The 13,296-nt window shown below is 71.2% G+C and carries 11 protein-coding genes; 4 read left to right on the top strand and 7 right to left on the bottom strand.

All coding sequences use genetic code 11. The features are described from left to right. The first annotated feature begins 26 nt into the window (after window positions 1–26). The 3 genes from ABB07_RS30360 (at window position 27) to ABB07_RS30350 (ending at window position 3,328) form a co-directional block, all read left to right on the top strand. Complete coding sequence (locus ABB07_RS30360; RefSeq protein ID WP_244189561.1) at window positions 27–665, top strand: TetR/AcrR family transcriptional regulator; 639 nt, start codon at window positions 27–29, stop codon at window positions 663–665. 506 nt (window positions 666–1,171) lie between these two features. Next, a complete protein-coding gene (locus ABB07_RS30355) occupies window positions 1,172–1,636 on the top strand; it encodes a hypothetical protein (protein WP_208903851.1) in 465 nt (154 codons plus the stop codon). 708 nt (window positions 1,637–2,344) lie between these two features. Then, window positions 2,345–3,328, top strand: coding sequence for a lytic polysaccharide monooxygenase auxiliary activity family 9 protein (locus ABB07_RS30350; protein WP_208901707.1), 984 nt, complete (start codon window positions 2,345–2,347; stop codon window positions 3,326–3,328). Window positions 3,329–3,378: 50 nt separating this feature from the next. Here ABB07_RS30350 and ABB07_RS30345 read toward each other — a convergent pair whose 3' ends face one another. After that, window positions 3,379–4,239 (bottom strand): esterase/lipase family protein, encoded by an 861-nt coding sequence (locus ABB07_RS30345; RefSeq protein WP_208901706.1) that lies wholly within the window; start codon window positions 4,237–4,239, stop codon window positions 3,379–3,381. A 164-nt stretch (window positions 4,240–4,403) separates the two neighbouring features. Next, window positions 4,404–4,850, bottom strand: coding sequence for a MarR family winged helix-turn-helix transcriptional regulator (locus tag ABB07_RS30340; protein WP_208901705.1), 447 nt, complete (start codon window positions 4,848–4,850; stop codon window positions 4,404–4,406). 95 nt (window positions 4,851–4,945) lie between these two features. Here ABB07_RS30340 and ABB07_RS30335 point away from each other — a divergent pair, with 95 nt between their 5' ends. Then, the gene (locus ABB07_RS30335; RefSeq protein WP_208901704.1) at window positions 4,946–5,320 is read left to right on the top strand and encodes a cupin domain-containing protein; all 375 of its coding nucleotides are present in this window, start codon (window positions 4,946–4,948) and stop codon (window positions 5,318–5,320) included. Here ABB07_RS30335 and ABB07_RS30330 read toward each other — a convergent pair. From ABB07_RS30330 to ABB07_RS30310, 5 genes are all read right to left on the bottom strand, one after another. Beyond that, window positions 5,298–6,311, bottom strand: a complete 1,014-nt coding sequence (locus ABB07_RS30330) for a DNA polymerase Y family protein (RefSeq protein ID WP_208901703.1) — start codon at window positions 6,309–6,311, stop codon at window positions 5,298–5,300. The genes ABB07_RS30335 and ABB07_RS30330 overlap by 23 nt on opposite strands. Beyond that, window positions 6,308–9,733: a DNA polymerase III subunit alpha gene (locus ABB07_RS30325; protein ID WP_208901702.1), complete on the bottom strand. Its 3,426-nt coding sequence runs from the start codon at window positions 9,731–9,733 to the stop codon at window positions 6,308–6,310. Before ABB07_RS30325 ends, ABB07_RS30330 begins: the two co-directional genes overlap by 4 nt. A gap of 238 nt (window positions 9,734–9,971) precedes the next feature. Next, a complete protein-coding gene (locus ABB07_RS30320; RefSeq protein ID WP_244189560.1) occupies window positions 9,972–11,054 on the bottom strand; it encodes a S1 family peptidase in 1,083 nt (360 codons plus the stop codon). A 327-nt stretch (window positions 11,055–11,381) separates the two neighbouring features. Beyond that, entirely contained in the window at window positions 11,382–12,281 is a 900-nt protein-coding gene (locus ABB07_RS30315; RefSeq protein WP_208901700.1) for a S1 family peptidase, read from the bottom strand. Window positions 12,282–12,511: 230 nt separating this feature from the next. Next, window positions 12,512–13,294: a DUF1684 domain-containing protein gene (locus ABB07_RS30310; RefSeq protein WP_208901699.1), complete on the bottom strand. Its 783-nt coding sequence runs from the start codon at window positions 13,292–13,294 to the stop codon at window positions 12,512–12,514. Between the last annotated feature and the right edge of the window lie 2 nt (window positions 13,295–13,296).

Below are 13,296 nucleotides of genomic sequence, written 5' to 3'. Positions count from 1 at the left end.
CCTGCACCCATGGGTACACTCGCGTCGTGCCGAACACGGGCGGCCCGGATCCCGACGACGAGGCCGGGCAGGGCGAGGCGGAGCGGGGCGTGTCCGGACAGGGCGCGGACCGGGACCGGCGCGCGCGCCTGGTGGACGCGGCTGTCGACCACGTCGCTGCGCACGGCATCGCGGACCTGAGCCTGCGCCGCCTCGGCGCCGCGATCGGCGTCAGCCACCGCATGCTGATCCACTACTTCGGCTCCAGGGAACAGCTGCTCGTGGAGATCGTCCGGGCGTCGGAGCGGCGCCAACGCGAGCTGCTGTCCCGGCTCCGGCTGGAGCCCGGGCTCTCTCCCGCCGAGGTCGCGCGGCTGCTGTGGCGGCAGCTGACGGACCCTCGGCTGGCCGGTCAGGAGCGGCTCTTCTTCGAGATCTGCGGACACGCGCTGCGCGGCCGTCCCGAGGCCGTCCCGGTCCTCGAAGGGCTCGTGTCGGACTGGCTGGAGCCGCTCGTGGCCGCCGAGACCGGCGCGGGGACGGACCCCGCCACGGCCCGGAACCGCGCCAGGCTGGGACTCGCCACCGTCCGCGGTCTGCTGCTCGACCTGCTCGCCACCGGTGACCGGGCCGGCGTCGACGCGGCGATGGAGGAGTTCCTGCGGCTGTACTACGGCCCGGAGTGACCAAGTGACCACGAGTGGACAGCCTGAGCCCTCGTTAGTCCGGCCTTGACGGGCAGGTCCACAGACCGCCCGACTCGCCGGAAGCTTACGGGGCCATGATCACTCGCCCCAAAGCAGCTCCCGGCCAAAGGAGTTTGGCGCACCATCGAGACACGTCAGGGCTGTTTCGTTTGCCGTCTCGTGGATCCTCTTGATTCCAGTTGGCGTTGCGTTCGCGGCATTGTCAACTTGGCGTCTGGCGACGGCGCATCACACAGCGCCCCTAGTTGACCGGTCAATTCACGTTGTGTGAGGGCTGGGTGGTGGGCCTTCGGCGACTATGAAGCTCCTGCCGGATTCGTCATCCCGACTTGCGATCAGAGTTGCGGAGTGCTGCTCTGGAAGAGGCAGGGGGTAAAGGGCCAAATGATCCGGGCCCGAATGGGTGGCGTTCAGCCGCAGGAGGGGACGTCGCGTCGTGTGACGACGGGATCCCCGGCGCAGCGACCCGCTTTCGGAGGTTCACAATGACACAGGTCTCTTCTGCCCGCATTCCACTACGCCAGATCATGGCCTTGCTCTTGACGGCCGCCCTGACGCTCTCCCTATCGGTGGTGCTCACAGTCACCTCGACGAAAGAAGCAGCCGCCTTGTGCTCCGCCAGCCGGTTCAACGGAACGTGGCGCTCGTCCGACGCGAGGCTGAAGCGTATCGACGTATGGCAGGGGGGAGAGGAATTTGGCTGCCACCTGTACGCCAAGGCCTGGTCCGTCTGCGAGAACGACTCGTCATATATCTGCAGCTGGGGAAGCAGGAGAATGGGAGACAGTCCCGAGCCGAACTTCCAGTTCGTCGGATACAACTGGAGCAACGCCGATGAGGTGCTGCAACTGCGGATGCAGGACGGGTCTCACATCTCGGTGTGGGACAGCACCGACTACCACGACGGTAAGAACGTCAGCTTCACGGTCGCGATGTACAAGAGCCGTTGAGCCCGCGAAGGCAGCGACTCCGCCCGCGCCGCTACTGGACGAGACCCTCTACCAAGACAGGTGGGGGGTCTCGCCGCTTGTCCCTCGCCCCCGACAGGATGCGAACCGCGCCGCCGGGGTGGGCCCCTGTTCGCGGATACCGTGCCGGCTCGACGAGCGAACGGAAGCACTTGACTGGTTATTCAGGGTCGTCCGGACCAGCCCGGTGATGAAGTTCATCCTGCCCGGGGATGGATGCTGGGCACGGGGGGTGCTGTGAGGGAGCCCCGTAGGGATGATCTCTCCAAGAGCCGCGAACTGCGCCCGGGCGGGCGGTGTCTCCTCAGCTGACCGTGTTGCAGACCGCGCGAGACCCAAGCCATGTGGCATAGGTCCTGGCGCAGGATGCCTAGGCGCAGCCGGGAGCCAATCCGGGAGCCAACCGGGGCGTCCGGGTGCGGACGAACACGGACCGCCGCGGACGCTAGGACTGCTCGGGTGCAGCTGGGCAGGACGGTCCCTCGTCCGCTTCCTGAGCCCCCGGTTAGTCCCGCCTTAACGGCACCATAAGGATCTCCTTCCTCCGCCCGCAGCAGGCGATTTCCCGGTTTTCCGGGGCTAGCTTCGGATCACCCCCCACGGGCCCCCGGGGTTCCCAGGGTTCCGCCCGGGTCCCCCGGGGTCCCCCGAGTCCGCCCCCGCCGAAGGACCGTTTCCGAGGAGTTCCGCATGCCCGCTCGTGCCCGTCGCGCGGCCGCCGTCGTCGCCGTGCTCGGTCTGCCGCCCCTCGCCCTGACCGTGCTCGCCGCCGCTCCGGCGTCCGCGCACGGTTCGATGGGCGACCCGGTCAGCCGGGTCTCGCAGTGCTACGCGGAGGGTCCGGAGAGCCCGAAGTCGGCCGCGTGCAGGGCGGCCGTGGCGGCCGGCGGCACCCAGGCGCTGTACGACTGGAACGGCGTCCGGATCGGCGACGCCGCCGGACAGCACCGGAAGCTGATCCCGGACGGCAAGCTGTGCAGCGCGAACAACGAGGAGTTCAAGGGCCTCGACCTGGCCCGCGCCGACTGGCCGGCGACGCGCGTGCGCAGCGGGTCGTACACCTTCAGGTACCGGGTGACGGCACCGCACAAGGGCACCTTCAAGGTGTATCTCACCAGGCCCGGTTACGACCCCGCCAAGCCGCTGGCCTGGTCCGGGCTGGATCTGGCGCACCCGGTGGCGACGGTCACCGACCCGGTCGCCTCGGGCGGCTTCTACACGTTCTCCGGCACGCTTCCCGAGCGGTCCGGCAAGCAGCTGCTGTACGCGATCTGGCAGCGCTCGGACAGTCCGGAGGCGTTCTACTCCTGCTCGGACGTGGACTTCGGCGGCGCCGGCGCGGGGAGCACGGGGCCCGCCCCCGCTCCGACCGCCTCCGCGCCCTCCGACCGGCAGATCGCGGCCGGTGCCGACAAGTCGACGATGCGGCACCACGGGCACGGCGGCGAGGGCACGCCGACCGCGGCTCAGGAGCCGGCGCGGCAGCCCTCGACCACGCCCGACACGCCCAACACGCCTGAGGCGGCCGGTACTTCGCGTGATCTCGCGGAGACCGGCACCTCCTCCGGCACCTCGTACGCCGCTGTCGGCGGCGCGGCGGCGCTGGCGCTCGGCTCGGCGGCGCTGTTCCTGTCGGTGCGGCGGCGCGCGGCGGGTGGCGCGCACCGCCGGTGAGGTTCCGGGGCCTGTCCGGCGGCTCAGGCCGGACGGGCCCCGGCGGCACGTCAGCTGAAGGCCGACGCGCAGGTGGTGTCGGTGGCGTGGGCCGGGTCGAGCGCGTTGGCCACCTCGTGGAAGGCGATGCGGTCGAACAGGCCGATGGCGACGTGCTCGGAGAGGTCGAGCGGGCACAGGTCCTGGAGCAGGACGTTGTGGACGTCGGAACCGCTCAGGTAGTCGTTCTGCCAGGGCGTGGCCACCTCGTCGTACTTGGTGGCGATGACCGTGTAGTGCACTCCGGGGACGGTGTCGCCGTCCCCGTTGAGCTTGGCGAGGAAGGCGGAGCCGGGGATCTGGTCGGCGAGGCCGGGGGTGGTGGCCTTGATCAGGTCCGAGGCGCCGGGGAAGTACGGCAGCAGGTTGGTGAGGCCGCTCAGGCTGGCGCCGTGGTTGTCGGGGGCCAGGCCGACGAGGGCGTTCACCTTGGCCGCTCCGCCGAGGAACTTCAGGTAGTAGCGGGGCATCACACCGCCCTGGGAGTGGCCGACCAGGTCGGCCTTGGCGGCTCCGGTCGCGGCGAGCACCTTGTCCACAAAGGCCGACAGCTGCTCGGCCGACTTGTCGATGGGGCCGAGGCCGTAGAAGAGGGGAACGCCGGTCAGCTGGCCGTAGTCCAGGGAGTAGACGCAGTAACCGCGGTCCTTCAGGTAGGGGGCGAGGGAGAGCCAGTTGTCGACCGAGTTGCCCAGGGTGCCGTGCACCAGGACGACCGGGCGGGGATGTTCGGCGGAGGGCTTGCAGGACCAGTCGTTCCAACCACTGCTGGGCGCCGTGTCGGCGGCGGCCGTCGCGGCGGGAACGGTGGCGACGGCGGCGGTGAGGAGCAGTGCGGCGAGGGGTCTGAGCGCACGTTTCCAAGGCAGCATCGGGTGATCTCCTTGCGGCTCAAGGGAGGTGGGGTAACCCTGTGATCCGGATCACGAGGATGCTGTTCACGTGTCAAGTTACGGGCGAGTAGCCCAAGTGAGAAGTTACGCGTCAGTAAAAACTTCCAGCGATAACCGAAACATCACCGTCCCCTGGCAGACCGTCACCACGCGGGCCTGATCGGACCATAGGGAGCGATCCGCGCCAAACGCTCCCCCAGCGCGCGCACTTCACCCTCACCCAGCAAGTCGGCCCATCCCCCCACGACCTCGGCCGCCGCCGCCTCCGCCGCCCGGGTGCAGGCCCGGCCGCGCTCGGTCAGCACGATCAGCCGGGCCCGCGCGTCCTGCGGATGCGGCCGCCGCTCGGCGTATCCCTTGCGTACGATCTCGTCCACGAGCTGGCTCGCGGCCTGCTTGGTCACCCCGAGGTGCGCCGCGAGATCGGTGACGGTGGCGCCGTCCGGCGCGAGCCGCGCGAAGGCGAAGCCGTGCGCCGGCCGCAGATCGGTGAACCCGCGCGCCACGACCCCGTCGTGGATGCGTTGCGTGAGGTCGCCGGCGACGGCGAGCAGGGCGGCGGACAGGGCCATGGCTTCGGAGTTCTGCACGGAGGCATTGAAACACCCTTGACAGGTTGGTCAAGCAGCTTGACCATATAGTCAAGTCGCTTGACCACTTCCTCCACTTGAACGGAGCCCACCGCATGCCCGTCGTCCGCTCGTCCGAAGCCACGACCCATGAGATCCACGGCGCCCGCTTCGTCTCGTACGCCACCCCGCTGACCGGAAGCAAGGAGCTGTGCGCCTGGCGCGGGGAGATCCCGGCGGGCACCAAGGCGCCCGCCCACACCGTCAGCCGCGAGGAGATCTTCCATCTGCTCGTGGGCGAACTGCTGATCACCCTCGACGGCCGCACCGAACGCATCGGCGCGGGCGACACGGTGATCGTCACCCCCGGCACGACCCTCGGCGTGGAGAACCCGACCGATCACACCGCGCTCTCCTGGGTCACCACCTCCATCGGCCTGCAGGCGGAGCTGGCCGACGGCACCCGCATCACGCCGCCCTGGGCCAACTGACCGACGTGGAGCCGCCGCCACGCCCCAGCGCCCCCGGCATCACCGCCCTGGGCCCGAACTTCGCCCGCGCGCGGTCCGCGACCTCCTCGATGCGGCGGACCTTCTCGTCCACGGGGTCGAAGGTGAGCTGGTAGGAGGCCTGGTCGGCGGGGGCCAGACCCTCGGCGCGCAGGGCGAGCGCGCGGACCCGGGCGCGCTGCAGGCCGAGCGCCTCGTACATGCCGTAGGCCGCCTTCGTCAGCGCCGCCGAGTGCGCGGTCGGCTCCTTCAGGGTGCGGCTGCGGGTGGTGGAGGAGCGGTCGGCGTAGCGCACGGTGAGGGTCAGGGTGCCGCAGATCTTCTCCACCGCGCGCAGCCGGGCGCCCAGTTCCTCGGCGGCGGACAGCAGCGCCCCGCGGTGCCGGCCGGGGTCCAGCTCGTCGAGGTCGAAGGCGCGTTCCGTGGCCAGCGACCGCGAGACGGCGTTCGGCACGACCCGGCCCCGGTCGATGCCGCTCGCCTTCTCGCGCAGCTCGCGCCCGGCCTTCGCGCCGATCAGCCGCTGGAGCGTGGACAGCGGCGCGGCGGCGACCAGGCCCAGGGTGTCCAGGCCGTACTCGCCCAGGGTGCGGGCGGTCGCCGTGCCGACGCCGGGCAGCGCGGAGACGGGCCGCTCGGCGAGGAACTCCGCGATGCCCTCCGGGTCCTCGGGCACGGCACACGTCACCCCGGGCCGGGCGTCCCGCAGCGCCACGCGGGCCAGCATCGGGCCGGGACCGGCGCCGATCACACAGTCGACGCCGTACCGCGCGAGCGCCCGCACCCGGATCACCGAGGCCAGCTCCACCGCGCCGCGCCCGAAGTACCGCTCGGCACCGCGCAGATCGGCCAGCGCCCCGTCCGGCGGCAGCGCCTGCACGACCGGGGTGAAGTCCTCCAGCAACCCGAGCAGTCCGGGCAGGGCCGCCTCGTCCATGGGCGGCAGCTGGAAACGTACGCAGAGGATGGTCATCCCGCACTCCCCGGACTCTGGTGCCACAACTTCCGTACGGCAGCGGGCCCTTGTGAGGCCTCCTGCCCCGCGGGCCGCAGATCGGCCCACGGATGCATCTGGTATCCGGTCGGCAGCTGGATCCGCCGTCCACCGGTCGGATCGCCACCCGCGCCCGCGGCCACCGGCTCCGCGAGCCGCGCCGCCACCTCCTCGAGTCCGCCCTCGGCACGCAGCTCGACCAGCTCGGCGAGGTTCCAGGCGGCGGAGCCCACCACGCTCAGACTGCGCGGCCCGCGCCGCTGCACCACTCCCCGCACCAGCAGCAGCCAGGAGTGGAAGACGGTGTGGGCGCACGCGTCGTGCGAGTCGTCGAAGAACGCCAGGTCGACCAGCCCCGTGCCGTCGTCCAGCGTGGAGAAGATGACCCGCTTGCCGGAGCGGATCGGCGGGGTCTGGGTGGCCGCCTTGGCGCCCGCGACCAGCACGGTCTCGCCGTGCCGCGCCTCGCGCAGCCGGCGCGCGGAGACCACGCCCAGTTCCTTCAGGAACTCCCGGTGGTCGTCCATCAGATTGCGTGAGGCGTCCATGGACAGCACCCCCAGCTCGGCGCTGAGCCGTTCCGCCGACGTCAGGTCCGGCAGCCCCGCCGGCGCGGTCTTCCGCCCCCCGGCCAACGGGAGTTGACCGCCACCGCCACCCCGGGAACCCCGGTGCAGCTCGGTGAGGTGCAGTTGCAGATCACGCCGGTTGGCGCCGAACGCGTCCAAGGCCCCCACCTGGGCGAGCCTTTGCGCCAGCGGCCGGCTCGGCCGGGCCCGCTCCCAGAAGTCCACCAGGGAGGAGTACGGCTGCCCGTCCGCGATCCTTTTCGCCTCGGCCTCGCTGATGCCGTGCACATCGGAGAGGGCGAGCCGCAGCCCCCACACACCGGACTCGGACACCAGTTCGATCCTGTGGGCGACCCCGGACACGTTCACGTCCAACGGCAGGATCGGCACCCCGCGCCGCCGCGCGTCGGCCAGCAGCAGCCGCTTGGGATACATCCCCGGATCGTGCGTGAGCAGCCCGGCGTAGAAGGCGGCCGGATGATGGGCCTTCAGCCAGGCCGACTGATAGGTCGGCACGGCGAACGCGACCGCGTGCGCCTTGCAGAACCCGTAGGACCCGAAGGCCTCCACGATCTCCCAGGTACGCCGAATCGTTTCCGCGTCGTATCCCCTGGCCGCGGCCTGCTGTGCGAACCACACCTTGATCCGCCCCTGCGACTCCGGGTCGGACAGCCCCCGCCGCACCCGGTCGGCCTCGCCCCGCCCGCACCCGGTCATGATGGCGACGATGTCGATGACCTGCTCGTGGAAGACGACGACGCCGTACGTCCCCGCCAGCGGCCGCTCCAGATCGGGATGCGGACAACGCACCGGCGCCCGCCCGTGCCGCGCCTCGATGAAGGGCCGCACCATGTCGGCGGCGACGGGCCCGGGCCGGAACAGCGAGATGTCGACGACCAGATCATGGAAGGTGCTCGGCTGCAGCCGCCCCACCAGATCCCGCTGCCCCGGCGACTCGATCTGGAAGCACCCCAGCGTCTCGGTCGAACGGATCAGCCGGTACGTCTCCGGATCCCCGGCCGGCACCGCGTCCAGATCGATCCGCTCCCCCGTCACCCGCTCCACCTCGGCGACCGCGTGCGCCATGGCCGACTGCATCCGCACGCCCAGCACGTCGAGCTTGAGCAGCCCGAGGTCCTCCACGTCCTCCTTGTCGAACTGCGACATGGGCAGCCCCTCACCGCTGGTCGGCACCACCGGCGTACGGGCGAGCAGCGTGGCGTCGGACAGCAGCACCCCGCACGGATGCATGGCGACCCCGCGCGGCAGGGCATCGAGCGCCTCGACGAGCTCCCACAGCCTGCCGTACCGCTCCTTGTCCCCCGCGAGCCGCTTCAGCTCGGGCAGCTCCGCCAGCGCGGCGCGCGCGTCCCGGGCCCGGATGTGCGGAAAGGACTTGGCCACCCGGTCGATCTCACCCGGATCCATGGACAGGGCGGCACCCACGTCCCGGATGGCGTGCCGCACCCGATAGGTCTCCGGCATGGACACGGTCGCGACCCGCTCCTCCCCGAACCGCCCGATGATCGCCCGGTACACCTCGATCCGCCGCGCGGACTCCACATCGATGTCGATGTCGGGCAGCACCACCCGCTCCTTGGAGAGGAAGCGCTCCATCAGCAGCCCGTGCTCGACCGGATCGGCGTGCGCGATCCCCAGCAGGTGATTGACGAGCGACCCGGCTCCGGACCCTCGGGCGGCCACCCGGATCCCCATCTTCCGTACGTCGTCGACGACCTGAGCGACCGTCAGGAAGTAGGAGGCGAAGCCGTGATGGGCGATGATGTCCAGCTCGTGGTGCATCCGCTCCCAGTACGCACGCCGCCCGCCGTATCCGAGCCGCACCATCCCCGCCACGGCCCGCGAGGCAAGGGCCCGCTGGGCGGTGCGCCGCCCAGCACCCACCAGATGCGCCTCGGGAAAGTGCACGGTCCCGATACCGAGATCCCCCTCGGGGTCGACCCGGCACTCCCCGGCCAGGGCGAGAGTCTGCTCCAGCAGCCGCCGGGCGGTGTCCCGCCGGTACCCGGCAGCCGCCACGACCCGCTCGGCAACCCCCGCCATCGCCCGCGCGTCCTTCAGCCAGGCCTCCCCGGAGTCCAGCTCACCGCGCGGATCGATCGGCACCAGCCGCCGCGCGGCATCCAGCACATCGGCAACGGGGCCGGCCCCCGGATCGGCGTACCGGACGGCGTTGCTGAGCACCGGCCGGACCCCCTGCTCGGCGGCGAACCCCACGGTGCGGGCGGCCAGCCGCAGCGAGCCGGGCCCCGTACCCGCACGCCCGTGCCACACGGCCTCCAGCCGCAGCGCATCGCCGTAGACCTCACGCCAGGCCCCGAGAAGCCTCGCGGCCCGGTCGGGCCGCCCCGCGGCGAGGGCCCGCCCCACGTCCGATCCCGGACCGAGCAGCACGGTCAGACCGTCGCCGTGATTGTCCGGCCAGGGCAGCAGGGGCGCTCCCTCTCCGGCGTGCGCCGCCGTGACGAGCCGGCACAGGTCGGCCCAGCCCCGGGCGCCGTCCCGGGCGAGGAAGGTGACCCGGGGAGTCGACTCGTCGATGAAGGCACCGCCCCGGACCGGGGCGCGGCGCTTTTCCCGTCGCGGCGCTTCCGCGGGGGCCGCCGCCAGATCCACCCCGAAGACCGGCCGCACCCCCACCCCGGCGCAGGCCTTGGCGAAGCGCACCGCCCCCGCGACGGTGTCCCGGTCGGTGAGCGCGAGCACATCCATTCCCCGCTCGGAGGCGCGCTCGGCCAGCCGCTCCGGATGGGATGCCCCGTACCTCACGGAGAACCCGGAGACGGTGTGCAGATGCGCGAAGCCCGGCACACGCACCTCCCGCACTCGTGAGCCCCGAACGGCTCTCGAACATCAGTTCCCTACTTCCACCCCCACCATACCCCCATTCTCGAACATGCGTACGACATCCGCTCAACGGCTTCCGACCTGCACAAACGGCGTCCGAGGAGGGCCCGAGCCGCGACGGCGGGCAAGGGGCCGCCGCAGGCATACGACGGAGCCCCGTCCCCCACACACCCGGGGGACGGGGCTCCACGGAACGCAACGATCAGCCGATCTGCGCCCCCGTGGCGGACAGCGCGGCGGTCACCGGCTGGAAGAACGTCTCCCCGCCGGAGGTGCAGTCGCCGCTGCCACCGGACGTCAGCCCGATGGCGCTGCTCCCCGAGAACAGCGACCCACCGCTGTCCCCCGGCTCGGCGCACACATCGGTCTGGATGAGACCGCTGACGCTGCCCTCCTGATAGTTCACCGTGGCGTTCAGCCCGGTGACCGTACCGTCGTGCACATGGGTCGTCGACCCACTGCGCGTCACCTTCATCCCCACCGTCGCCTCGGCGGCCCCGGTGATCTTCTGCGTGGACCCGTCGTACAGATCGACCTCACTCGGGTGGTCCACCTGCGCCGTGTACTTCACGAGCCCGAAGTCTGTCCCCGGGAAGTGGGACTCCGCGTTCTGCCCGATCGCCTGGCCGCTGGAGTCCGACCAGGTGGAGATCGCCGCGGTGCAGTGCCCGGCGGTCAGGAAGTACGGCTGCCCGTCCTTGACCACGTTGAACCCGAGCGAGCAGCGCCCGCCGGACCCGCTGATCGCGTCGCCGCCGGCGATGAAGGGCTTGAACTCCCCCTTCGACCTCTTCAGCTCCGCCTTGCCGCCGAGCCCGTCGACCACCTTGCTCAGCTTGGCCCACTGCGCGCCGGAGACCGTCTTGTCGGCGGTGACGACGACCTTGTCGCTCACCGGATCGGTCGCCCAGGACGTCCCCGGAATGGTCGCGTCCTTCTTCAGGACGGTCCGCGCGCCGTCCAGTTCGGCCAGCGAGTTGGCGACGAGTCTCGCCTTGGCCCCGGCCGCCTCGACGGCGCTCACCGCACCCTTGTCGACCACGTTGACCACGAGGTTCCTGGCCGAGGCGTCGTAATAGCCACCCGCGGCCTCGGACCCGAGGCGGCTCAGCAGCGTCGAGGCGAGGTTTCCGGCCGCCGGAGCGGACAGGACCTTCGCCTCCGGAGCCGACTTCACAGGCTCACTGGCGTTCGCATTCTGCAAGGTGACACCCGCGGCGACCAGTGCGGCGATGCCCGCGCCGGCCACGGCGACCCGCCGCCTGGGTATGCGTCGGTGCTTCAACTCACGTCCTCCTGTGGGGGGATGGTCCGCGAGGTGTGGGGACTCGACGGACCGGAAGGCTGGTTGACGAGCGTCCACTCTTCCGAACGACGCGGGGAGCACACAAGGTTGACTTCAGGACGCGCGCGCAGAGGTGCGCACACCCCCGCGCCAGCCTTGACTGACCACGGTCACGCAGGGAATTCGCACCGCAAACACGACCCGCACGTAACCCACGCCGGACGGTCACGACACCGGCTGGCCGAAACCATATGCACCGCAGCCACCAGGAAGCCCCCGCACACCACCTGGCATGCGGGGGCTCCGAGGAAGCCGGAGTCGGACTCGCTACGGCAGCGTGACCCCGTAGTAGCTCAACGCCTCGGTCACCGGCTGGAAGAACGTCGTACCGCCGGAGGTGCAGTCGCCGCTGCCGCCGGAGGTCAGCCCGTAGGCCACGGTCCCCTTGTACAGCGGACCGCCGCTGTCGCCGCCCTCGGCGCACACCGTGGTCTGGATCAGACCGTAGACGACGTCACCGCTGCCGTAGTTGACGGTGGCGTTCAGCGCGGTGACCCGGCCGCTGTGCGTACCGGTGGTGGAACCGCGCCGGTACACGGTCTGCCCCACGGACGGCGTGGCCGCGCTCGTGATGGACTGGCTGCCCACGGCACTCGGGTGCGAGACAGCGGAATTGGTGTACCGCACCAGGGCGAAGTCATTGCCCGGGAAGCTGTAGCCGACGTTGGTGCCGAGCACCGTGGTGTGGCTGGAGTTGCTGTACCAGGTCGAGGCCACCTGGCCGCAGTGGCCGGCGGTGAGGAAGTAGTACGTGCTGCCGCTGTGCACGTTGAAGCCGAGCGAGCAGCGGTACTGGCCGCCGTAGATGGCGTCGCCGCCGCTGATCAGCTTGTTGAACCTACCCGGGGTGTGCTTGATGGTGAGCGCGTCCGCGTTGGCGCCGGCCTGCCGCTTGATCCTGGCGATCTCGGCCTTGGACACGGTGCTGTCGACGGTGACGAGGACGCGGTCGGTCTTGTGGTCCACCGCCCAGGCCGTACCGGGTACGTCGGCCTTGAGAACGGCGTCGTTGGCCTTGCTGAGCTGGGCTGCGCTGAACGCGTGGTCGTCGCTGGCGTTCGCGGTGGGGGCGGCGAACGCGGCCGCGGCGAGGAGACCGGTGGCCACGGCGATCAGCCGGGTCCGTCTCGCAGTGCCGATGTGGGGAGTGTTGCGCTTGATCCTCACGTTTCGTTCCCTCCCGGGGGAAGTCGGGGGCCCGCGTGGGGTCGGGGCCCGTGAGGCGCAGCCAGGGGGCGCGCCGGGTTGCGAACATGCATGCCCCCTGACAAGCGCTGAGGGGGAGTATTCGGCCGAATGACCGGTCGGCACAAGAGTGCCTTTCGGCCGTTGGCCTTTAAACCACCTTTACGTGGCAGTCCCTGACACCGGCTCAGCGCACGCTCCACCCCCGCAGGTCAGCTCACCGCACGCTCCCCCGCCTCGACCGCCACGTCCAGTGTGTTGCCGGGCGGCGGGAACGGGCAGATGAAATGGTCGGCGAAGGCGCACGGCGGGAGCTGGGCGCGGTTGAAGTCGACGGTCGTACGCCCCTCGGCGTCCGGCGCGGCCGGGTACAGGAAGCGGAACCGGAAGCTGGTGCCGCCGCTGGTGGCGTCGGCGAACACCGCCCACAGCAGCCCGTCGCCCTGCTGTGCGACCTGCAGCGTCAGTTCCTGCCCGGCCAGGGCGAAGGCGAGCTCACCGGCCAGGGCGAGCTCCCGCTCGCGCCCGTCCGCGTTGCCGACCCGGACGGTACGGGGGCCGTCGTACGGCGTGAACCGCCCCGGCACCGACCAGCGGGCGTCGTACGGGGTGGCCTCGATGCCCTGGAAGGCGCGCCGGGCCGCTGAGGCGGGGTCGAACACCCGCACCCCCCACACGCCCTCGCGCACCAGGACGAACAGCCGCTTCTCCCCCAGCGCGACTCGCGCCTCCGCCTCCGGCCCGGGGTCGGCGGTGAGTCGTACCTCACCCGCGAAGGGCCGCCCGTCCACGCTCAGGCCGTCGGTCTCGCCGGCGGTGAGCACCACGCCCTCCCCGTCGGTCACCCAGGTCCCGGGAATGTCCGGAAGTCGCCCGTCCGGAGCGTCCTCCACCCAGTGTGTGGCGGTCAGCGCGAGCGGCCCGTAGGGCGCCGAGACCCGCTCGATCCGCGTCTCGTGCCACTGCTTCCACGCATCGGCCGCGTCCGTCGTCATGC

It is taken from the genome of Streptomyces incarnatus, assembly GCF_001027185.1.
Lineage (GTDB): Bacteria > Actinomycetota > Actinomycetes > Streptomycetales > Streptomycetaceae > Streptomyces > Streptomyces puniciscabiei.
Note: the sequence above shows the minus strand (reverse complement) of the source record. Positions and strands in the feature narration are given on the sequence as shown.